This window comes from Micromonospora sp. NPDC002296 (assembly GCF_040296145.1).
Taxonomy (GTDB): Bacteria; Actinomycetota; Actinomycetes; order Mycobacteriales; family Micromonosporaceae; genus Micromonospora.
Window position 1 is genome coordinate 1 of record NZ_JBEOWQ010000066.1, and the last position, 20,887, is coordinate 20,887.

25 protein-coding genes, 1 pseudogene and 1 riboswitch are annotated in these 20,887 nt (G+C 73.6%); of the genes and pseudogenes, 20 read left to right on the forward strand and 6 right to left on the reverse strand.

Going from position 1 to position 20,887, the window contains the following annotated elements; all coding sequences use genetic code 11:
• The 4 genes from selA to ABT023_RS27040 form a co-directional block, all read left to right on the forward strand.
• A partial coding sequence (gene selA, locus ABT023_RS27025) for an L-seryl-tRNA(Sec) selenium transferase (RefSeq protein ID WP_350889292.1) occupies positions 1-960 on the forward strand: 960 nt, incomplete at its 5' end.
• Position 961: 1 nt separating this feature from the next.
• A complete protein-coding gene (selB, locus tag ABT023_RS27030; protein ID WP_350889294.1) occupies positions 962-2,740 on the forward strand; it encodes a selenocysteine-specific translation elongation factor in 1,779 nt (592 codons plus the stop codon).
• Between the two features lie 96 nt (positions 2,741-2,836).
• Positions 2,837-3,034: a hypothetical protein gene (locus ABT023_RS27035; RefSeq protein WP_007071112.1), complete on the forward strand. Its 198-nt coding sequence runs from the start codon at positions 2,837-2,839 to the stop codon at positions 3,032-3,034.
• Positions 3,035-3,113: 79 nt separating this feature from the next.
• Entirely contained in the window at positions 3,114-3,299 is a 186-nt protein-coding gene (locus tag ABT023_RS27040; protein WP_350889322.1) for a hypothetical protein, read from the forward strand.
• A 58-nt stretch (positions 3,300-3,357) separates the two neighbouring features.
• Here the strand turns inward: ABT023_RS27040 and ABT023_RS27045 are convergent, their stop codons facing one another.
• The gene (locus tag ABT023_RS27045; protein WP_350889295.1) at positions 3,358-4,011 is read right to left on the reverse strand and encodes a hypothetical protein; all 654 of its coding nucleotides are present in this window, start codon (positions 4,009-4,011) and stop codon (positions 3,358-3,360) included.
• Positions 4,012-4,140: 129 nt separating this feature from the next.
• On the opposite strand from ABT023_RS27045, the gene ABT023_RS27050 reads away from it, so the two are divergent.
• The gene (locus tag ABT023_RS27050) at positions 4,141-4,347 is read left to right on the forward strand and encodes a hypothetical protein (protein WP_350889297.1); all 207 of its coding nucleotides are present in this window, start codon (positions 4,141-4,143) and stop codon (positions 4,345-4,347) included.
• Here the strand turns inward: ABT023_RS27050 and ABT023_RS27055 are convergent.
• The 3 genes from ABT023_RS27055 to ABT023_RS27065 form a co-directional block, all read right to left on the reverse strand.
• Positions 4,344-4,817, reverse strand: coding sequence for a hypothetical protein (locus ABT023_RS27055; RefSeq protein ID WP_350889298.1), 474 nt, complete (start codon positions 4,815-4,817; stop codon positions 4,344-4,346). The genes ABT023_RS27050 and ABT023_RS27055 overlap by 4 nt on opposite strands.
• Positions 4,814-5,023: a phosphatidylethanolamine-binding protein gene (locus tag ABT023_RS27060; protein ID WP_350889299.1), complete on the reverse strand. Its 210-nt coding sequence runs from the start codon at positions 5,021-5,023 to the stop codon at positions 4,814-4,816. Before ABT023_RS27060 ends, ABT023_RS27055 begins: the two co-directional genes overlap by 4 nt.
• 107 nt (positions 5,024-5,130) lie before the next feature.
• Complete coding sequence (locus ABT023_RS27065) at positions 5,131-6,012, reverse strand: universal stress protein (RefSeq protein WP_350889300.1); 882 nt, start codon at positions 6,010-6,012, stop codon at positions 5,131-5,133.
• A 125-nt stretch (positions 6,013-6,137) separates the two neighbouring features.
• Here ABT023_RS27065 and ABT023_RS27070 point away from each other — a divergent pair, with 125 nt between their 5' ends.
• The 12 genes from ABT023_RS27070 (at position 6,138) to ABT023_RS27125 (ending at position 15,174) form a co-directional block, all read left to right on the forward strand.
• Positions 6,138-6,884 (forward strand): SAM-dependent methyltransferase, encoded by a 747-nt coding sequence (locus ABT023_RS27070; RefSeq protein ID WP_350889302.1) that lies wholly within the window; start codon positions 6,138-6,140, stop codon positions 6,882-6,884.
• Positions 6,885-6,967: 83 nt separating this feature from the next.
• Positions 6,968-8,155, forward strand: coding sequence for a PP2C family protein-serine/threonine phosphatase (locus tag ABT023_RS27075; protein ID WP_350889303.1), 1,188 nt, complete (start codon positions 6,968-6,970; stop codon positions 8,153-8,155).
• A 45-nt stretch (positions 8,156-8,200) separates the two neighbouring features.
• Positions 8,201-8,671, forward strand: coding sequence for a MarR family transcriptional regulator (locus tag ABT023_RS27080; RefSeq protein WP_350889305.1), 471 nt, complete (start codon positions 8,201-8,203; stop codon positions 8,669-8,671).
• A gap of 286 nt (positions 8,672-8,957) precedes the next feature.
• Positions 8,958-9,596 (forward strand): cardiolipin synthase ClsA, encoded by a 639-nt coding sequence (gene clsA / locus ABT023_RS27085; RefSeq protein WP_350889307.1) that lies wholly within the window; start codon positions 8,958-8,960, stop codon positions 9,594-9,596.
• A complete protein-coding gene (locus ABT023_RS27090; RefSeq protein WP_350889308.1) occupies positions 9,593-10,561 on the forward strand; it encodes a DUF881 domain-containing protein in 969 nt (322 codons plus the stop codon). Before clsA ends, ABT023_RS27090 begins: the two co-directional genes overlap by 4 nt.
• A complete protein-coding gene (locus ABT023_RS27095; protein ID WP_007071104.1) occupies positions 10,558-10,890 on the forward strand; it encodes a small basic family protein in 333 nt (110 codons plus the stop codon). Before ABT023_RS27090 ends, ABT023_RS27095 begins: the two co-directional genes overlap by 4 nt.
• Before the next feature lie 10 nt (positions 10,891-10,900).
• On the forward strand, positions 10,901-11,821 hold the full coding sequence (locus ABT023_RS27100; RefSeq protein WP_350889309.1) for a DUF881 domain-containing protein: 921 nt from the start codon (positions 10,901-10,903) through the stop codon (positions 11,819-11,821).
• A 63-nt stretch (positions 11,822-11,884) separates the two neighbouring features.
• Positions 11,885-12,265: a glycine cleavage system protein GcvH gene (gene gcvH, locus ABT023_RS27105; protein WP_350889311.1), complete on the forward strand. Its 381-nt coding sequence runs from the start codon at positions 11,885-11,887 to the stop codon at positions 12,263-12,265.
• 213 nt (positions 12,266-12,478) lie between these two features.
• Positions 12,479-12,931 (forward strand): oxoglutarate dehydrogenase inhibitor Odhl, encoded by a 453-nt coding sequence (gene odhI, locus ABT023_RS27110; protein WP_007071101.1) that lies wholly within the window; start codon positions 12,479-12,481, stop codon positions 12,929-12,931.
• A gap of 50 nt (positions 12,932-12,981) precedes the next feature.
• On the forward strand, positions 12,982-13,686 hold the full coding sequence (gene ftsR, locus ABT023_RS27115; RefSeq protein WP_350889312.1) for a transcriptional regulator FtsR: 705 nt from the start codon (positions 12,982-12,984) through the stop codon (positions 13,684-13,686).
• Between the two features lie 228 nt (positions 13,687-13,914).
• Positions 13,915-14,379: a bifunctional nuclease family protein gene (locus tag ABT023_RS27120; protein WP_350889313.1), complete on the forward strand. Its 465-nt coding sequence runs from the start codon at positions 13,915-13,917 to the stop codon at positions 14,377-14,379.
• Positions 14,380-14,589: 210 nt separating this feature from the next.
• Entirely contained in the window at positions 14,590-15,174 is a 585-nt protein-coding gene (locus ABT023_RS27125; RefSeq protein WP_350889314.1) for a MerR family transcriptional regulator, read from the forward strand.
• A 188-nt stretch (positions 15,175-15,362) separates the two neighbouring features.
• On the opposite strand, the gene ABT023_RS27130 is transcribed toward ABT023_RS27125, so the two are convergent.
• Positions 15,363-16,022, reverse strand: a complete 660-nt coding sequence (locus tag ABT023_RS27130) for an NAD(P)H-binding protein (RefSeq protein WP_350889315.1) — start codon at positions 16,020-16,022, stop codon at positions 15,363-15,365.
• A 78-nt stretch (positions 16,023-16,100) separates the two neighbouring features.
• On the opposite strand from ABT023_RS27130, the gene ABT023_RS27135 reads away from it, so the two are divergent.
• Together ABT023_RS27135 and gcvP are read left to right on the forward strand one after the other, a co-directional pair.
• On the forward strand, positions 16,101-17,000 hold the full coding sequence (locus ABT023_RS27135; RefSeq protein ID WP_350889317.1) for an NAD-dependent protein deacetylase: 900 nt from the start codon (positions 16,101-16,103) through the stop codon (positions 16,998-17,000).
• A gap of 114 nt (positions 17,001-17,114) precedes the next feature.
• A riboswitch (glycine riboswitch) is annotated at positions 17,115-17,215 on the forward strand.
• A gap of 80 nt (positions 17,216-17,295) precedes the next feature.
• Complete coding sequence (gcvP, locus tag ABT023_RS27140) at positions 17,296-20,118, forward strand: aminomethyl-transferring glycine dehydrogenase (RefSeq protein ID WP_350889319.1); 2,823 nt, start codon at positions 17,296-17,298, stop codon at positions 20,116-20,118.
• A 129-nt stretch (positions 20,119-20,247) separates the two neighbouring features.
• Here the strand turns inward: gcvP and ABT023_RS27145 are convergent, their stop codons facing one another.
• On the reverse strand, positions 20,248-20,448 hold the full coding sequence (locus tag ABT023_RS27145; protein WP_036371784.1) for a DUF5999 family protein: 201 nt from the start codon (positions 20,446-20,448) through the stop codon (positions 20,248-20,250).
• Positions 20,449-20,619: 171 nt separating this feature from the next.
• On the opposite strand from ABT023_RS27145, the pseudogene ABT023_RS27150 reads away from it, so the two are divergent.
• Positions 20,620-20,887: pseudogene (locus tag ABT023_RS27150) on the forward strand (anthranilate synthase component I family protein); the annotation flags it as partial.

The window sequence follows — 20,887 nt, forward strand, 5'->3', positions numbered from 1 at the left end:
CGGGCCCGGCGGGGCCGGGACGCCCTCGACGCGCTCGCCGCCGCCGTGCCCGACGCGGGTGCCGTGCACGTGGTCAACAACGGCGCCGCCGCCCTGGTCCTCGCCGCCACGGCCCTCGCCGCCGGCCGGGAGATCGTGGTGAGCCGGGGCGAGCTGGTGGAGATCGGTGACGGTTTCCGCCTGCCGGAACTGCTGGCCAGCACCGGCGCCCGGCTGCGCGAGGTGGGCACCACCAACCGCACCAGCCTGGCCGACTACGCCGCCGCGATCGGCCCCGACACCGGTTTCGTGCTCAAGGTCCACCCGTCGAACTTCGTGGTCACCGGGTTCACGAGTGCCGTCGGCGTCGACCGGCTGGCCACCCTCGGCGTGCCGGTGGTAGCCGACATCGGCTCCGGGCTGCTCGCCGAGGACCCGCTGCTGCCCGCCGAGCCGGACGCGGCCAGCACCCTGCGGGCCGGCGCCCAGCTGGTCACCGCCAGCGGCGACAAGCTGCTCGGCGGTCCCCAGGCCGGGCTGCTGCTCGGCGACGCCGACCTGGTCGAGCGGCTGCGCCGGCACCCGCTCGCCCGCGCCCTGCGGGTCGACAAGCTGACGCTGGCCGCCCTCGCGGCGACCCTGCACACCCCGGACACTCCCACCCGGGCCGCGTTGCATGCCGACCCGGCGGCCCTGCGGCAGCGCACCGAGGGGCTGCGCGACCGGCTGGCCACCGACGGCTGCAAGGCCGAGGTGGTGCCCGCCGTCGCCGTGGTCGGCGGGGGCGGCGCGCCGGGCGTCGAGCTGGACTCGTGGGCCCTGGCCCTGCCCGAGCGGTACGCGGGGCCGCTGCGCGCCGGCACGCCGGCGGTGCTCGGCCGGGTGGCCCAGGGGCGGCTGCTGCTGGATCTGCGCTGCGTCCCCGTCGCCGCCGACGACGCGCTGCGCGCGGCGGTCCTCACCGTGCCCGTGGACGCCTGACATGTGGGTGGTGGCCACCGCCGGGCACGTCGACCACGGCAAGTCGACCCTGGTGCGGGCGCTGACCGGGATGGAGCCCGACCGGTGGGCCGAGGAACGGCGCCGGGGCATGACCATCGACCTCGGCTTCGCCTGGACCACACTGCCCTCCGGCGGCACCGTGGCGTTCGTCGACGTCCCCGGCCACGAGCGGTTCGTGCCGAACATGCTCGCCGGCGTCGGCCCCGCCCCGGCCGCCCTGCTGGTCGTCGCCGCCGACGAGGGGTGGATGCCCCAGTCGGCCGAGCACCTGGCGGCGCTGCACGCCCTCGGGGTGGCGTACGGGCTGCTGGTGGTGACCCGCGCGGACCTGGCCGATCCGGGGCCGGCGCTGGCGCACGCCCGCGCGGAGATCGCCGCCACCTCCCTGGGAGCCGTGGACGCCGTGGCGGTCAGCGCGGTCACCGGGGCCGGCCTGCCCGAGCTGCGGGACGCCCTGGACCGGCTCGTGGCGCGGCTGCCCGACCCGCCGGCCGAGGCCCCGGTGCGGCTGTGGGTGGACCGGTCGTTCACCGTCCGGGGCAGCGGCACGGTCGTGACCGGCACCCTCGGCGGCGGCCGGCTGTCCGTCGGTGACCACCTCGAACTGGCCGACACCGGCGAGCCGGTGCGGGTGCGTGGCCTACACTGCCTCGGCGCGCCCCACGCCCGGGTCGACGCGGTGGCCCGGGTGGCGGTGAACCTGCGTAACGTGCCCCGCGAGCGACTGGGGCGCGGCGACGCCCTGCTCACCCCCGGCCGGTTCCGCCGCACCGACCTGCTCGACGTGCGGGTCGCCGGGGACCCGGCCGCGGACCTGCCGGCCACCCTCACCCTGCACGTCGGCGCCGCAGCCGTCACCGCCCGGGTCCGCCCGCTCGGCCCGGACACCGCCCGGCTGCGGCTGGTCCGCCCGCTGCCGCTGCTCGTCGGCGACCGGGCGCTGCTGCGCGACCCCGGCCGTCACCACGTCGCCGGTGGGGTGACCGTCCTCGACGTGGCCCCGCCCCCGCTGACCCGGCGGGGGGCCGCCGCCGCCCGTGCCCGGGTGCTCACCGGCCTCGACGGGCGGCCGGACCTGGCCGGGGAGTTGCGTCGCCGGCTCCTGGTCCGCCGGGGCGAGCTGACCCGGATGGGGGTGCCGGTCGCCACCGCCACCCCGGTCGCCGGGGACTGGCTGGCCGACCCCGCCCACTGGCGGGCCCTCGCCGCCGGGTTGGCCGACGAGACCGCCCGGTACGTCGCCGCGCATCCGCTGGAGCCGGGCGTCCCGGTCGACGTGCTGCGTCAGCGTCTCGACCTGCCCGACCGGGCTCTGGTGGAGGCTCTGGTCCGCCCGCCGTTGCGGGTGCGCGCCGGCCGGGTCGGCGAGGACGCCGGGGACGCGCTGCCGGAGCCGGTGGCCCGGGCCGTGGCCCGGGTCCGCGCCGAGTACGGCGACCGTCCGTTCCAGGCCCCCGAGGCGGGCCGCCTCGCCGGCCTGGGCCTCGGGCCCCGGGAGATCGGCGCGGCCGTGCGCGCGGGGGCGCTGCTGCGGCTCGCGGAGAACGTGGTGCTGCTGCCCGGCGTGGTCGACGACGCGGCCCGGGTCCTCGCCCGGCTGCCGCAGCCGTTCACCCTCAGCGCCGCCCGGCAGGCCCTGGACACGACCCGCCGGGTCGCCGTGCCGCTGCTGGAGCTGCTGGACCGGCGGGGCGTCACCCGTCGCCTGCCCGACGACGCCCGCACGGTCGTCGCCCCGCACGGCGCGGCCCCTTCATGATCGTCTGACCGTCGCCTCCGGCGGGTCATCGCCGTCGGAGGCAAAGGTGACGGGGTTCCGCCGCGACGCGGCCCCGGTGGGGCCTAGCGTGGCGGCATGGACCCTTCGGCGGTCTGGCGGGACAAGAGCCACCGGTGGCGGATCGAGGCGTACCGGGCGCCGGACCTGCGCTTCGCCGTCTTCGCCACCAACGGCCCCACCGAGTCGGCCCCGTTGTGGCTGTTCGGGATGGCCGCCCTGGCCCGCTGGTTGATGACCCACGCCATCTCGTTGGACGACCTGGAGACCGACTGAGCCGGCCACCCCCCTCGTCCGGGGGAACCGTCCCCGTTTCCGCAGTGGGGGCCGGTGTCGTCTCCGTACCGTGCGGGGCGTGAAGGACCGAGGAATGCGGACGGCCGTGACGGTGCTCGCCGGCCTCGCGGTCATCTACTTCGGCAGCAAGGGCCGCAGCCCCGACGAGGGCGGCGGGGTCTCCGGCGGGGTGGTGGTGCTCGCGGTGCTGGCCGCCGCCCTGGCCTGGCACCTGACCAAGCCGGGCGACAACGCGGCCAAGTGACCGCCGTCCACCCCGCGGCGTCGGTGGCCGGTGCGGGCGTGCACCGAACCGGGGGGTGTCAGCGGGCGGCGGCGGTGCGGGTGACCTCGCCGGCGGACTCCTCGTCGAGGGCGACCCGGACCAGCGCCGAGGCGAACCGGCCGAAGTCGCCGCCGCCGACCAGCCCGGCCAGCCCGTCCGGGTTCGCCGGCAGGCCGAGGCGCTTCGCCCCGGCCAGCGTCCGCCGGTCGGCGTACGGGCGGACGTCGGTCCACACCTGCTGCGCCTCGCGCAGGAAGATGTCCGCGCCGGTGGGGCCGATGCCGGGGAATTCGGTGAGCAGCCGTCGCAGCGCGGGCCGGTCCCCGCCGGCCTCCCGGTGCAGCCGGCGCAGGTCGCCGTGCCACCGGTCCAGGCACAGCCGCGCGCCGGCGCCGAGCATCGTGGCGGTCCGCTCGTCGTAGCGGCGGTAGTGCCCCCGGCCCAACGCGTCGACCCGGTCCTGCCAGCCGGACGCCTCCATCGCCTGCGGGGTGCGGTAGCCGGCGGCGAACAGCTCCCGCGCGGCGGCCACCGCGACCGACGCCCGGATCCGGGTGCTCAGCAGCGTGGTCAGCACCAGCAACTGGTACAGCGGCCCGGGCCGGTCGGCGAGCCGGATGCCGGCCTCCTCCGCGTACGTGCGGCCCTGCCGATCCAGCAGGACCCGTACCGTCCTCCGCGCGTCTGCCACACCCCGGGCATACCCCGATCGGCGCCGCCCACCCACCCCACCCGGGGGGCGGCATGGGGGCAACGGCGGCGGGTAAGCCGGTCGTGGCGTGGCCCACGCCGCGCCGTCCAACCCGGAAGGGAGACTCCCGTGACGAACCCTCAGCAGCCGGAGTTGCGCCGCAACGCGCGCAACGACGCGGTGCAGGACGCCAAGGGGCCCGGCGTGTCAGGTCACCCCGGCCACCGTGGCACGTCCCAGGGCGACCGGGGCCGTACGGTGCCGCGCGGCCAGGTGTCGCCGTACGGCCCGGCCGGCGGCCAGGTGGCCGACGACGAGAGCGCCGAACGCGCCTAGCACCCTCGGGACGAGGGCGGCCGCAGCCGGTTCCAGGTGGCTGCGGCCGTTATCCCGTACGCCAGGTGCGGCACGAGGTCCGACAGCCAGTCGGTGCGGCTCCACCGGCGTGGATCAGTTACCCCCAGCGCGGTCATCGAGCCGTCCGACATCGCCATCACGCTCCCGCCGAGCAGGGCCACCGCGACCGGCCCCGCGGTGCGCCGCCCCGCGAGCAGGGCGAAGGCGGCGCCGGCGGCGATGCCCATCCCGTACCCGAGCAGGGGCCCGAGGCCCGAGCGGCGGTTGGCCGCCCGGTCCTCGGGCCCCAGGTCGAGGTGGGCGATTCCCGCCACCCGGCCGGCGGTCTCCTCGGGTGTGCTGCTCGCCGGTCGGGCGCGCAGCACCATGTCGAGGTAGCTGACCATGTTGAGCGCGGCGCTGCCCACCGCTCCGGCGATGGCTCCGTCGACCAGTTTGGCGCCGTTCACCTCGGGTCGCCCGGTTCGCGCTCACCCTTCGGGCCGTACGTCCGCTCACCCCGCACGATGCCGCGTTGTCCCCGGTCCTCCTGCAGGATCCGGTTGGCGACCCGGTTGGCCTCCTGGTCGGCCGCCCGACCGGAATTCTCGATCAGATCGCGCAGTCGCGCCCGTTCCTTGTCGTACGCGTTGCTGCCCGGCCGTGGTCCTGGCATAGCCGCCTCCTGACGTCGCGGTGACCGTTGGTCACGCCGTCTACCCGCCTGCACGGGGGCCAACCGTCGCCCATGCCCGGAGCGTGCGACGGCCTGGTGCGCAGGTGTCACACCGGGGCGCGGACCACGGCGACCGGGCAGTCGGCGCGGTGCAGCACGGCGTGACTGACCGAGCCGAGCAGGAGACCGGTGAACTCGCCGCGTCCCCGGCAGCCGACCACCAGCAGCTGCGCCGCGCGGGACGCCTCGGCCAGCGCGGCGGCGGGCCGGCCCCGGGCCAGTACCCGCTCGACCCGCACCGCCGGCCGGCGTTCGCCGAGGCCGGCCAGCGACGCCTCCAGCACCCGTTCCTCCTCGCCGCGCAGTTGCCCCTCGTCGTACACCAGGGGCTGCATGTCACCGGGCCCGGCGGAGGCCGGGTGCCGGTAGGCGTGCACGGCCCGCAGGGCGACGCCGCGGTCCGTCGCCTCGTCGGCGGCGAACTCGACGGCGGCGCGGGCCGCCGCGGAGCCGTCCACCCCGACCACGACCGGGCCGTCGGCCCGGTCCGCGCCGCGGGCGACCAACACCGGGCAATCGGCGTACGCGGCGACCTGGATCGCCACGGAGCCGACCGCCAGCGCGGCGAAGCCGCCCAGCCCTCGGTCGCCGAGGACGATCAGCGCGGCGGTGGGCGACTCGCCGACCAGCACGGCGGACGCCTCCCCGTCGATGACCTCTCCGGTGACCCGTACCCCCGGGGCTGCCGACTCGGCGTGCGCCACCGCCTGCGCGACGAGGCGTTCGGCCTGTCCGCGCAGTCCGGCGCCGGGTGGCGCGTCGGGCACCGGCCCCAGCGGCACCCGCAGCAGCGGCCAGACGAAGCCGTGCACCACCCGCAGGGTCCGGCCCCGGCGCGCGGCCTCCCCGGCGGCGAGGCGGACGGCCCGCTGGGCCGGTTCGGAGCCGTCGACACCGACCACCACCGCCGCGCCGCTGGCCGCGTTCACCGCCGTACCTCCTCCGCCGTGGTTCCGCGGTCAGTATCCCGGCCGTACGGGTGTCGCCGAGGCGATACCGCGCAGGTCGGGGCGTCGTTACGCTGCCCCGGAACTTCGCGGAGGGAGCGACGCCCATGGAAGAGGTGGACCGGCCGAGCACCGCCCGTATGATCGATTTCTGGCTCGGCGGGGAGGACCATTTCCCGGCCGACGTGGCCGCCGCGCGGGCCTTCGAGGGGGCGTACGGCCCGTGCGCGCCGTTGTTCCGCGAGCTGCGCGCGTTCCTCGGTCGGGCGGTCCGGACGATCACCGGGGCCGGGGTGGACGGCTTCCTGGTCTTCGGCGCGGGGGTGCCCACCAGGGGAAACGTGCACGAGGTCGCCCCGGAGGCGACGGTGCTCTACACCGACGTCGACCCGGTCACCATCCGGCTCGGGCAGCGCATCCTGGCCGGCAGCGACCGGGCCGGCTACGGCTACGGCGACGCCACGGACGTCGGCACGGTCGACTCCGAGTTGCTGCGCCGCTTCGTACCCGGTTGGGGCCGCCGTCCGGTCGGGGTGGTCTTCCTCGGGCTGGCCGCCTTCCTCGACGACGCGACGCTGGCCCACACCCTCGACGAGCTGTACGCGGCGGTGGCCCCCGGCAGCTTCCTCGCCGTCGACTTCGACGGTGAGGAACTCGCGGCGTACCCGGAGGCCCTGGCCATGATGGGGCCGCAGTTCCGGATGCGCCCGCCCGCGGCGTTCGGCCCGCTGCTGGGCCGCTGGACGCCGACCGACGACGGGATCGTCCCGGTGTCGCGGTGGCGTCCCGATGGTGCGCCGGCGGACCTGCCGGACGCCTTCCACGGCGGGCTGGCCACCAAGCGCTCCGGCTGACCGCTGCCGCACCCGCGCCGGCCGGCCGGCGGCGGCCCTCCGTATGATGCTTGCCGTACAGCAAGAGTTGTCGGAGGGGGATCATGTCGGACGCGTTCGGACCGGTGGCCCGCGCGCTGCGTGAGGCGGCGCCCGACCGGTTGGCCGAGGTCGCCGACCAGGCCGTCCGCGCCGGGTTGGGCGCGTCGCGCACGGACGTCTTCGTCGCCGACTACCGGATCAGCGGGCTGTGGCCCGTGCTCGACCCGGAGCTGCCCGACGCCGGCTTTCTCGCCTGCCACGGCGTGGCCCAGCGCTGCTTCAGCAGCCAGCAGCCGGTGCTCGACGGCGGGGAGGACGGCCGGTGCCGGGTGTACCTTCCGCTGACGGTCTGGGGTGAACGTCTCGGCGTGTTCCTGGCGGAGCTGCCGGCCGCCCCGTCTGCGGCGACGGTCGAGGCGGTCCGGGACATCGCCGGAGAGCTGGCGGTGGCGCTGCGCGCGGCGGACCGGCAGACCGACCGGTACCGCCGGGCCCGCCGCCGGGAGCGACTGAGCATGGCCGCCGAGATGCAGTGGGATCTGCTGCCGGGCCGCAGCGTGACACACGGCGCGTTCCTGCTGGCCGGGCAGCTCGAGCCGGCGTACACGGTGGGCGGTGACCACTTCGACTGGTCGGTGGACGGTGATCGACTGACCTTGACGGTGCTCAACGGCGCCGGCACGGGCCTGTCGGCGGCGCTGCTGACGGCGGTGACGGTCAACGCCATGCGCAACGCCCGCCGCTCCGGCGGCAGCCTGGTCGAGCAGGCCGAGCTGGCCTCGGACACCATCTTCTTCCAGCACCGGGGCGAGCGGCACGTGGCGACGCTGCTGCTGGAGCTGGACACCACCGACGGCCGGGTCCGGGCGGTGGACGCCGGGTCCCCGCACGTGCTGCGGGTACGCGGCCGGTCCGTCTCCCGGGTGCCGCTGGAGCAGCAGCTGCCGCTGGGCATGTTCGCCGAGACCCGGTACGAGGTACAGGAGTTCACCGTGGAGCCGGGGGACCGGCTCTTCGTGGTCAGTGACGGCGTGTACGCGGCGGATCCCGGTGGCCGCGAACCGTACGGGGAGCGGGCCATGGCGCGGTCCATGCGCGCGACGCGGCTGCAGCCGGCGACCGAGGCGGTTGGTACGGTGATGCGTGGGCTGCAGTCCTACCACGTAGACGTTGATCTCCGCGACGACGCCGTGGTCGTCTGCCTCGACTGGCGTGGCCAGGCCGGGGGAGGGGCCGGCTGGGCGCGGTGACGAGACGGTAAGCGGAACACGAGCGCACACTCGCAGGGGACGTCGGTGGAACAACCTCCGGATCTGGCCGCGGCGATAGCCGCGGCAGCCGAGGCGATCGTCGGCGTCCTGGACCCGGCAGGTTCCCGGCACCGGATGACCGTGTCGCCCACCCAGCTGCGGGTGCTATCGCTGATCAGCAGCCGACCGGCGACCAATGTGAACCGGCTCGCGGAGCTGCTCGACGTGGTGCCGTCATCGGCGAGCCGGCTGTGCGACCGGCTGGAGGCGATCGGGCTGCTGCGCCGGTCCGCCGATCCGCGGGACCGGCGGGAGGTCCGGCTGATGCCGACGGCGGCCGCCGAGGCCCTGCTCAGGGAGCTGGCGGAGCGCCGCCACCGCGCGCTCGGCGCGGTGCTGGACCGGATGCCTCCGCGCGCGCAGCAGGAGCTGCTGCTGGCCCTGATGGCGTTCGGGCAGGCGGCCGCGCCCGGCCCGGTGGACGCCCAGTCGGACTCGTCGGCCCGAACCGCCTGACCTGTCGCACCCCTATTTCCTAGGACGTTCTACGCGCCGTGACCTCCGCCACAGCGCCAAGAAACGCAGCACCCGGACGAACGCGGGCCCATGGGGGCCGAAAGCGAGCCCGATATAGTGGCAACGCAACTCAACCGGCCGGTGGTCCCCGTGACCGCGGGCCGACCAGGGGAGGTGATCCCGGTCCGGGATCACACAGGCGCCGGCGGAGCCCGGCCCGGCAACGCGCACGTCCTTCCGTAGCACCCGCCCGCGGGTGCCGGACCGTGCTGCTGAGGGAGGTTCGGTGTCGCGTCGGCCGGCGGGGGCGTCACCCCCGGAGAGCACCGCCGCGCCGAGCGGGGACCGGATCCTCACCCTGCCCAATCTGATCAGCTTCATCCGGCTGCTCGGCGTCCCGCTGTTCCTGTATCTGCTGCTGGTCCGGCGCGCCGACGTCGCCGCCGTGGTGGTGCTGGCGATCGGGGGCACGACGGACTGGGTGGACGGCTGGATCGCCCGCCGGCTGCAGCAGGTCAGCCGCCTGGGCGAGTTGCTTGATCCGCTCGCCGACCGGTTGTACATCCTGGCCACCCTGCTGGCGTTCACGGCGCGTGAGGTGGTGCCGTGGCAGTTCACCGCCGCGCTGCTGGTGCGGGAGTTGCTGCTGCTGGGGTCGCTCGGCGTGCTACGCCGGTACGGCTACGGCCCGCCGCCGGTGCACTACGTCGGCAAGACCGCCACGTTCCTGCTGCTGGCCGCGTTCCCGGTCCTGCTGCTGGCGCACGCGACGTCGGCGGCCACGGCGACGGTCGCGGGCGCGGTCGGCTGGGGCCTGGCGTGGTGGGGGCTGGTGCTGTACTGGGTGGCCGGCGCGCTCTACGTGGTCCAGGCGACGCGGCTGGTGCGGTCGGTGCGGGCCGGGTCGGCGGGAGTGCCGGCATGACGGATCAGCGGTCGGACGCGGCCGGCGAGGGGCGGGGTTCGGCGTCCCGGGTGTACACGCCGGATTTCCTGACCGAGTTGTTCCGCAACCCGTTGGATCCGGGGTACGCGGACGCGGCGGCCCGCCGTCGGGAGTCCGCGTCGCCGTCGCCGTCGGGGTGGCGGGCGTGGTCGGTGCGGTCGGTGAGCCTGGTGGTGGCTGTGGCACTGGGTTTCCTGTTCGCGGTGGCGTACCGGCAGACGATGGCCGAGGAGCCGGGGCGCAGCCAGGCGCGGGCCGGGTTGGTGGCGGAGATCAAGGAGCGCGAGGCGGAGACCGACGGGTTGGCGGCGCGGGCGGACCGGTTGCGTGAGGAGGTCGGTCGGCAGCGGGACGCGGCGTTGAGTGGTTCCCAGGCGTCGCGACTGCGTCGGTTGGAGGCGGGCACGGGGTTGGGTCGGGTGCGCGGGGACGGTGTGGTGGTGCGGTTGGCGGATGCGCCGGCGCAGGACAAGGACGGGGTGACCGGGTCCGGGGGTGGTCCGCCGCGGGTGTTGTACACGGATCTGCAGAAGGTGGCCAACGATCTGTGGGCGGTGGGTGCGGAGGCGGTGGCGATCAACGGGCAGCGGTTGACGGCGACGTCGACGATCCGGTCGGCGGGTGAGGCCATCCTGGTGGATTTTCGGCCGGTGACGGGGCCGTACGAGGTGTCGGCGATCGGGCCGGGGTCGATGCGGGACCGGTTCGAGGACGGTCGGGCGGCGTATCTGATGCGGGACCTGGTGGAGTCGGTGGGGTTGTCGTTCCAGGTGCGTGAGGTGGAGGACATCACCCTGCCGGCGGCGCCGGAGCCGCGGCTACGCTACGCCGAGTCGTCGGTCAGTCCGAGTCCGTCCGTGGCGGGGTCGGGTGCTGATCGTTCGTCCCGGCCTGAGCCGTCCGGCTCGGGTGTGTCTCCCAGTCCTTCCGGAGGTGGCCGATGATCGCGGTGTTGGCGTTGCTCGCCGGTGTGGTGCTGGGGGTGTATCTGGATCCCACGGTTCCGGCGGCGTTGCAGCCGTATCTGCCGATCGCGGTGGTGGCCGCGTTGGACGCGGTGTTCGGCGGGGTGCGGGCGAAGCTTGACCGGATCTTCGATGACAAGCAGTTCGTGGTGTCGTTCATCTCGAATGTGCTGGTGGCGGGGCTGATCGTGTATCTGGGTGACCAGTTGGGAGTGGGTGGGCAGTTGTCCACCGGTGTGGTGGTCGTGTTGGGGGTGCGGATCTTCGGGAATGTGGCGGCGATCCGTCGGCACCTGTTCCGGGCGTAGGTTTGTGGCGATGAGCGAGGAGCAGCGCGAGACGGGTACCGGTTGGCCGCGTCCGGAGGCGCCGGTGCGTCCGCAGGGGCCGGCGGGGGAGCCGGATCCGCGTCCGGAGGCGCCGGATCCGGACGAGATCAGTCCGTTGGCGCCGGAGAGTGAGCCGTCGGTGGAGGATGCGGGGTCTTCGGGTGCCGGGTCGCCGGAGGGTTCGTCGGGTGTTCCGGCTCTGTTCGGGGTGGGTCGGCGGTTGACCTCGGCGGGGGCGATGATCGCGTTGTTGTTGGGGTTGTTGGGGTTCACCCTGGTGGTGCAGTTGCGGACGACGTCGACGGATCCGACGTCGGCGGCGACGCGGCAGGAGGACCTGGTGCGGATCTTCTCGGATCTGGATTCGCGGGAGAAGCGGCTGCGGCAGGACATCGAGTCGTTGGAGGAGAGTCAGCGGCAGTTGCGGTCGGGTGAGCAGGGTCGGCAGGCGGCGCTGGAGGAGGCGACGCGGCGGGCGGACGAGTTGGGGATTCTGGCGGGGACGTTGCCGGCGCGGGGCCCGGGGTTGAGTGTGCGGTTCGAGGCGGGGTCGAAGCCGATCTCGGCGTACCGGATCCTGGACGCGGTGCAGGAGTTGCGGGGTGCGGGGGCGGAGGCGATGCAGGTTTCCGGTGGGGACGGGGCGTCGGTGCGGGTCATCGCGTCGACGTATTTCCTGGATGGCGGGGACGGTGCTCTGGTGGTGGACGGGCGTCCGTTGAAGGGTCCGTTCACGATCACGGTGATCGGTGATTCGACGACGATGGCGACGGCGTTGAAAATTCCGGGCGGGGTGGCCGCATCGGTTGCCGGTGACGGCGGTAACGTGATCGTCGAGGATCGTGAGGTTGCCGAGGTTTCGGCGCTGCACGCGCCTGTGAAGTTGGAACACGCCCGTCCGGTCTCCTGACCGGCGCGGCGCGCCGGTTCGCTGGCGCATCGATGGTCGGCTCGACGGTGAAGGACGCGTCTGGTGATTCCTGAGGATCTGCGGTATACCGCCGAGCACGAGTGGGTGGCGGGTGAGGGGTCGGGCTCTGTCCGGGTCGGCATCACGCACTTCGCGCAGGACTCGTTGGGTGACATCGTGTTCGTCCAGTTGCCGGAGGAGGGCGCGGAGGTGGCCGCGGGTGACTCCTTGGGTGAGATCGAGTCGACCAAGAGCGTGTCCGAGATCTACGCCCCGGTGAGTGGGGTCGTGGCGGCGCGGAACGAGGCGTTGGCGGACACTCCGGAGGTGATCAACTCTGATCCTTACGGTGCGGGTTGGCTGGTGGAGATCACGCCGAGTGATCCGGTGGCGGTGGACGGGCTGCTGACCGCCGGGGCGTATCGCGAGCTCACCGAGAGCTGAGTGTCCGTGGGCGTGCGGGTGTTGTGTCCGCGCGTCCGGTTGCCCTGCATTTCGGCGCTGGCTAGGCTCGCCCAGTTGACCGAAGACCCAATGAGTTGAGCGTTGCGGAATTGCCTTTCCGGGCACGGGGAGCCAGCCGCCGGGTGGACTGCCCGGCGGCCAGACCCGCCATTACCCGTACGCCGACCTGAAACAGATCCGTGAGGTGGTCCCATGACGCGCCCAGACGACGAGTTCCCCCCGCTCGACGTCACTTCGACGCTCAATCTCGGTTCGCTCGACGAAGTGCTGGAGGGGCCGGACACCGATGTGGTGCCGAGCCGGATGTCCGGTTCGTTGCCGCCGGGTATGGCGCTGCTGGTGGTTCGTCGGGGTCCGAACGCGGGTGCCCGGTTCTTGTTGGACCATGATGTGACGACGAGTGGCCGGCATCCGGACAGTGACATCTTCCTGGACGATGTGACGGTGTCGCGGAGGCATGCCGAGTTCCACCGGGACGGTGGCACGTTCACGGTGCGGGACGTGGGAAGCCTGAACGGCACGTACGTGAACCGGGAGCGGGTCGAGGCGGCCACGTTGAGCAATGGTGACGAGGTGCAGATCGGCAAGTTCCGGGTGGTGTTCATCGCCGGTCCGCGCCCGGAGGAGGAGGCCGGCCGGGGGTGAACGAGCCTGCGGCTTCGACGCCTCCCGGGGTGGCCCGTGCCCAACCGCTGATGAGTATCGGCGAGGTGCTGGGTCAGCTTCGGGCGGAATTTCCTGACGTCACGATCTCGAAGTTGCGGTTCCTGGAGTCCGAGGGGCTGGTGGAGCCGCAGCGGACGGCTTCGGGGTATCGGAAGTACAGCTGGGACGATGTGGCGCGGTTGCGGTTCGTGTTGACCGCGCAGCGGGACCAGTATCTGCCGTTGCGGGTTATCCGTGAGCAGTTGGCGCAGTGGGACGCGTCGGCGGATGGGCCGGTGCCGTCTCGGCCGACGTTGGTGGCGGTGGGCCCGGACGGTGAGGTGCCGGGTCGTCCCGCTGTGGAGCAGCCGGTGGATTCGGCGCAGGTGCGGTTGGGTCGGGTTGATCTGGTCGCGCGGAGCGGGATCGACGAGTCGACGTTGGGTGAGTTGGAGCGGCTCGGGATTCTGGTGTCGGATCCGCCGGGTTGGTACGACGGGGATGCGTTGATCATCGCGCGGGCGGTGGCTGGTCTGGCGGCGTACGGGTTGGAGCCTCGGCATCTGCGGGGTTACCGGACGGCGGCGGATCGGGAGGTGGGGTTGTTCGCGCAGTTGGTGGCCCCGTTGGCGCGGCAGAGTGATTCGGCGGCGCGGGCGCGGGCGGCGGAGACGGCGCGGGAGTTGGTGGCGTTGTCGCAGCAGTTGCACGCGGCGTTGGTGCGGGTGGGGTTGCGGTCGACGTTGGGCCGGTGAGTTGTGTGGTGTGCTGCGCGGTCCGGGCGGTGGTCCGGGCCGCGTGGTGTTTGTGGGGGCCGGTGGGAAAGATCTGGATCGGGGTGCGTGTCGTAGGCTTGCCGGGGTAGTCCCTTTCTGGTGCGGGGCGTGGTGCACGTGAGCGCATGGGTTGCGCGTGTCGCGGTCCGTGTACCGTGCAGGGAAGGTCGCGGTGCGGGCGTAGGTGACAACGACACGGAGGCGGCGGTGCGCGAGCTGAGCGTGGTCGGAGTTCGGGTGGAGTTGCCGAGCAACCAGCCGATCGTCCTGCTGCGGGAGGTCGAGGGGGATCGCTATCTGCCGATCTTTATCGGTGCGGTGGAGGCGACGGCGATCGCTTACGAGCAGCAGGGGGTCAAGCCGGCTCGGCCGTTGACGCATGATCTTTTGCGGGACGTGTTGGCGGCGTTGCAGGCGCCGTTGCGGGCGGTGGAGATCACCGAGTTGAAGGAGAACGTCTTCTACGCCGATCTGTTGATCGGTGACGGGGTGCGGGTGTCGGCGCGGCCGAGCGACTCGATCGCCCTGGCGTTGCGGGTCGGTGCGCCGATTCGTTGTGCGGAGCAGGTCCTCAGTGAGGCGGGGATCGTGATCCCGGACGAGCAGGAGGACGAGGTGGAGAAGTTCCGGGAGTTCCTGGAGCAGGTGAGCCCGGAGGATTTCGCGGGCTGATCCCCGGCGCGGGTGGGGTCCCGCGCGTGTTCCTTTCCCGTTCCGGCGTGGTCACTGTGGGTGGTCTGCCGTGGATCTTTGCTGTGGCCGTGCGGCGTGTCGTGGCCGTTCCTGCGCGGTGACTCCTCAAGGGCGCTATAGGGTTGCCGATGTCGAGGGGTGCACGTCCCGGAAGCGACGTGTCACCGCACTGGCGGGGAGGTTGTCCGGATGCACGAGCCGCGAGATCCCGAGCCTGGTACTCAGCAGCGCGGGGCGGGTGTGGTGCCGGCGGGGCCGGCGTCTGAGGATGACGGCGCGGTGGGCTACCGGGGTGTGACGGCGTGCCACGCGGTGGGTATCACGTACCGGCAGTTGGACTACTGGGCGCGGACGTCGCTGGTGGTGCCGAGTGTGCGGGACGCGTCGGGTTCGGGGACGTCCCGGCTGTACTCGTTCCGCGACCTGGTGGTGTTGAAGGTCGTGAAGCGGTTGCTGGACGCCGGGGTGTCGTTGCAGAACATCCGGAAGGCGATCGAGGCGTTGCGCTCGCGGGGGGTGGCCGATCTGGCGGGCATCACGTTGATCTCGGACGGGACGACGGTGTACGAGTGCCGGTCGCCGGAGGAGGTGGTCGACCTGTTGCAGGGTGGCCAGGGCGTGTTCGGCATCGCGATCGGCGGGGCGTTCAAGGAGATCGAGGGTTCGTTGTCGGATCTGCCGGCGGAGCCGGCGGGCGGGGTCGTGGAGGAGCCCGCGGCGGATCCGGTGGGTGACGAGCTGGCGGCGCGTCGGGCGCGTCGGCGCGCGGGTTGAGGTGTCGGGCGGGCGCGGTGGGTGCCCGTGGCGCGGGGCCCGCCGAGGGGGCGTCGTGTCGAGAGAGCGTCGTGTGTGGACATTCCGGTCGACGCTGCTTCGCGGTGCCGGCGTATCCGGACAGCGCCGTTGGTCCCCTGGGGGCCTGACCCCGGGCCGGGTCGTGTCCAGCCCCGACGCGCCGCCGGTCAGGGGCCGGCGACGGCGGCGACGGCGTCGGCGATCGGGGTGTTGCCGGTGACCAGTTCCAGGACCGTGCCGGCGCTGCCCGGGTGGTACAGCAGGGCGACGATGACCCGGGCGACGTCCGCGCGGGTGACCGTCCCCGGGTCGGCGTGCCGGGTCAGGGCGATCCGTCCGGTGGGCGGGTCGTCGGTGAGCCGGCCGGGGCGCAGCACCGTCCAGTCCAGGTCGCGGGTGGTGAGGTTGTCCTCGGCTGCCTTCTTGGCCCGCAGGTAGGCGGCGAACACGTCGTCGGTGCCGGCTGGTGGGGCGTCGTCGACGCCCATGGAGGAGACCAGCAGGTAGCGGCGTACCCCGGTCTGTTCGGCGGCGTCGGCGAGCAGACCGGCGGCGGCCCGGTCGACGGTGTCCTTGCGGGCGGCGCCGCTGCCGGGACCTGCTCCGGCGGCGAAGACCACCGCGTCGGCGCCGTCGAGGTGGGTGGCGACCTGGGCGGCGTCGGCGTGTTCCAGGTCGCAGGCGACGGGGTGGGCGCCGGTGGCGCGCAACGCCGCGGCGTGGTCGGGGTTGCGGATCAGTCCGACGGCGGTGTCGCCGCGGCCGGCGAGTTCCCGGTGCAGCAGCTGGGCGATCTTGCCGTGTCCTCCGGCGATGACGACGCGCATACCTGCCACGGTAGCCGCCGGGGCGTCCCGGCACCGGCGCTGCGGCGAGGATGGTCACGGGGCCGGTGCTGAGGCAGCATGGACTCCGTGACCGAGACGTTCGACGCGCTGGCGGGGCTGCTCGCCGGGGGCGGTGTCGTGGTGTTGAGCGGGGCGGGCCTGTCCACCGAGTCGGGCATCCCGGACTATCGGGGGCCCAGTGGCGTGGCGCGGCGGCACACGCCGATGACGTACCAGGCGTTCACCGGGGATCCGGTGGCGCGGCGGCGGTACTGGGCGCGCAGCCACCTGGGGTGGCGCACGATCGCCCGGGCCGCCCCGAACGGCGGGCATCGGGCGGTGGCCCGCCTGCAACGTTCCGGGCTGGTCGATGCGGTGATCACCCAGAACGTCGACGGTCTGCACACCGCGGCCGGGTCGGAGCCGGTGGTGGAGCTGCACGGCAGCCTCGACGAGGTGGTGTGCCTGGACTGCGGCAACCACACCTCGCGAGAGGAGCTGGACCGGCGGCTGCGGCAGGCCAACCCGGGGTTCGACGCGGTGGTGGCGGCGGTCAACCCCGACGGTGACGTGGATCTCGCCGACCGCGAGGTGGCCGGGTTCCGGACGGTGGACTGCGGGTTCTGCCGCATCGGCATGCTGAAACCGGATGTGGTGTTCTTCGGGGAGACGGTTCCCGCCGCCCGGGTGGCCCGTTGCTTCGACCTGGTCGAGGGTGCCCGGTCGCTGTTGGTGCTCGGGTCGTCGTTGACGGTGATGTCGGGGCGCCGGTTCGTGATTCGGGCGGCGAAACGGGGCATTGCGGTGGCGATCGTCAATCAGGGTGTGACCCGGGGCGACGGGTACGCCGCCGTGCGGGTCGACGCGCCGCTCGGCGTGCTGCTGCCGGCGTTGGCCGACGGGCTGGTCGGCGCGTCCCCGGCGTCGGGCGTGGCGGAGGGCGCGTCCGGTGGGTGGGCGGCGCCGGTCGCGGGCTGACCGGCAGTGCCGGGCTGACCGGCCGGTCGCGGGGGTGTCTCCCCGGCCGGTGATCCACTGGTCGGGGGGACGACATGGGCCGGGGGCGGCGGCGCTGGTAGCGTGGGTGTCGCCGGTACCCACGTGGGAGAGACCGTTCGGTGATCGTTGCCGGCGGCGCCGAAGGGGCAGCTTCCTCCCCGGAACCTCTCAGGCAAAAGGACCTCGTGGGCAGGCACTGTGGAGCGCCCTTCCCGGGGTGCGACTCAGGGGGAGGCCGACCTGTCGACCTCACCCCTTTCCCGGGAGCGCCGCCATGACCGTAGAGCAGTTCGCCGCCCGTCACATCGGTCCCGATCCGGCCGACGAGCGCCGCATGCTGCAGGCCGTCGGCTACGACTCGGTCGACGAGCTGATGGACGCCGCGATTCCCGAGGTGATCCGCTGGCACGGCGCCCTGGACCTGCCGGAGCCGGCCAGTGAGCACGACGCCCTGGCCGAGCTGCGGGCCCTGGCCGCGCGTAACACCGTCGCCGTGTCGATGATCGGGTTGGGTTACCACGGTACGCACACCCCGGCGGTGATCCGCCGTAACGTGCTGGAGAGCCCGGCGTGGTACACGGCGTACACCCCGTACCAGCCGGAGATCAGCCAGGGCCGGCTGGAGGCGCTGCTGAACTTCCAGACGATGGTCACCGACCTGACGGGGCTGGCCACCGCGAACGCGTCGATGCTCGACGAGGGCACCGCGGCGGCGGAGGCGATGACCTTGGCCCGCCGGGCGTCGAAGAGCCGCAGCAGCGTGTACGTCGTCGACGCCGACGCGTTGCCGCAGACCCTCGCGGTGATCACCAGCCGGGCGGAGCCGTTGGGCATCGAGGTGCGGGTGGTCGACGTCGACGTCGAGGACCTGCCGGCGGAGTTCTTCGGCCTGCACCTGCAGTACCCGGGGGCGTCCGGGGCGGTGCGGGACCACGCCGCGCAGGTGGCGGCGGCGCACGCGGCGGGGGCGCTGGTGTGCGTGGCGGCGGACCTGTTGGCGTTGACGTTGCTGCGCCCGCCGGGGGAGATCGGCGTGGACGTGGCCGCCGGCACCACCCAGCGGTTCGGGGTGCCGATGGGCTTCGGTGGCCCGCACGCCGGGTACCTGGCGGTGCGTTCGGGGTTGGAGCGGATGCTGCCCGGCCGGCTGGTCGGGGTTTCCCGCGACGCCGACGGCGACCCGGCGTACCGGTTGGCGTTGCAGACCCGTGAGCAGCACATCCGTCGGGAGAAGGCGACCAGCAACATCTGCACCGCGCAGGTGCTGCTGGCGGTGATGGCCGGCATGTACGCCGTCTACCACGGCCCGGACGGGCTGCGGGGCATCGCGGAGCGTACCCACGCCATGGCGGCGCGGCTCGCGGCCGGGTTGCGCGCCGGCGGGGTGGCGGTGGCGGACGTCGCGTTCTTCGACACGGTCACCGCGCGCGTGCCGGGCCGGGCCGCGCAGGTGGTGGCCGCGGCGGCCGGGCGGGGGGTGAACCTGCGCCTGGTCGATGCCGACCGGGTGGGGATCTCCTGCGACGAGACGACCACGGCGGCGCACCTGTCGGCGGTGTGGGCGGCGTTCGGCGTGGCCGGGGTCGACGGAGCCGTGGACGTGGCCCTGCCGGCGGAGTTGGCGCGCACCTCGGGGTTCCTCACCCATCCGGTGTTCCGCAGCCACCACTCGGAGACGGCGATGCTGCGGTACCTGCGGCGGCTGGCGGACTTCGACTACGCCCTGGACCGGGGGATGATCCCGCTGGGGTCGTGCACGATGAAGCTGAACGCGACCACGGAGATGGAGCCGGTGAGCTGGGCGGAGTTCGCCCACGTGCACCCGTTCGCGCCGGCCGGGCAGACGGCCGGGTACCGGGAGATGATCGCCCAGTTGGAGGGGTGGCTGGCGGAGGTGACCGGCTACGACGCGGTCAGCGTGCAGCCCAACGCCGGGTCGCAGGGGGAGCTGGCGGGGCTGCTGGCGATCCGCGCGTACCACCGGGACCGGGGTGAGGGGCACCGGGACGTGTGCCTGATCCCGTCGTCGGCGCACGGCACGAACGCGGCGTCCGCGGTGATGGCGGGGATGCGGGTGGTGGTGGTGGGTTGCGACGGCGACGGCAACGTTGACCTGGCCGACCTCGACGCGAAGATCAGCAAGCATCGCGGCGCGCTCGCGGCGATCATGGTGACGTACCCGTCGACGCACGGGGTGTACGAGACGGGTATCGCGCAGTTGTGCGCGAGGGTCCACGACGCGGGCGGTCAGGTGTACGTCGACGGGGCGAACCTCAACGCCCTGGTCGGGTTCGCCAAGCCGGGCCGGTTCGGGGCGGACGTGTCGCACCTGAACCTGCACAAGACGTTCTGCATCCCGCACGGCGGGGGCGGGCCGGGGGTGGGTCCGGTGGCGGTGCGGGCGCACCTGGCGGCGTTCCTGCCCGGTGACCCGGTGGGGGAGCCGGGTGCGGGCCGGCCGGCGATCTCGGCGGCGCGGTACGGGTCGGCGGGCATCCTGCCGATCCCGTGGGCGTACCTGCGGATGATGGGCGCGGCGGGCCTGACCCGGGCGACGGGGGTGGCGGTGCTGGCCGCGAACTACGTGGCGGTGCGGCTGCGGGAACACTTCCCGGTGCTGTACGCGGGCAACAAGGGCCTGGTGGCCCACGAGTGCGTCCTGGATCTGCGGCCGGTGACGAAGGCGACCGGGGTCACGGTCGACGACGTGGCGAAGCGGCTGATCGACTACGGGTTCCACGCGCCGACGATGTCGTTCCCGGTGGCGGGGACGTTGATGGTGGAGCCGACGGAGAGCGAGGACCTGGCCGAGCTGGACCGGTTCTGCGCGGCGATGATCGCGATCCGGGCGGAGATCGACAAGGTGGGCTCGGGTGAGTGGCCGGCGGGCGACAATCCGCTGGCGAACGCGCCGCACACGGCGGCCATGGTGACCGGCGACGAGTGGCCGCACCCGTATCCGCGGTCGGTGGGGGCGTATCCGGCGGGGGTGGACCGGGCGGGGAAGTACTGGCCGCCGGTGCGGCGGGTCGACGGCGCGTACGGCGACCGGAATCTGGTGTGCTCGTGTCTGCCGCCGGAGGCGTTCGAGCAGTGACATCGGGGCGCGCCGGGGCGGTGGTTCGCGCCGCCCCGGCGGGTGCGTCGACCCGTGCAGGCTGGTCGGGGGACCGGGGGGAGGCCTGCGGTCGACGGGGGGTGTGTCAGGTTGACGCTGGGTGAACGGTCAGGCGACGAGGGCGTGGCGGGCGGGGCCGCGGTGGGGGGCGATGGTGCTGCCGTCGGGGAGGAGTTCCCCGGTGTCCTCGAAGACGATGACACCGTTGCAGAGCAGGCTCCAGCCCTGCTCAGGGAAGCAGGCGAGGACTCGGGCGGCTTCCCGGTCGGTCGCTTCGGCGGAGGGGCAGGTGGGTTGGTGCTGGCACATCGGGTTCTCCGGACTGTGGGGGCACTGTGTCATGGTTCACATGACCAGTGACGCACAGTACCAAGCGAACGCGAGCCGCATCGAGCAGGTTCACGCCATGTCGAGGGGAAATCCACTGAACGGACGAGGCAGATTGGGCCGGACGGCGTGGAAGCGTTTCCACTGACGCGGGTGGACGTACCCGCCGCCCCCGCAGCCTGCCGCGACAGCCTCACCGAACGTGACCGCCTGCACTGGCACCGGCGCGACGGCGGCGACCCGGCCCGCCTCGTCGAGGAGTTCCTCACCGCCCACGGGCTCGGCGTCGACGACCTCAGCCGCCCCGCCTCCCACGACCCGACCGGGGTGTGCGGGGCCGCCGTGTACGTCTCGGCCGCCGCCGGGGCCGTGATGGCCGCCGCACCGCCCGGCGCGGCCTCGGGGGCCCCCCGGCGCGGCG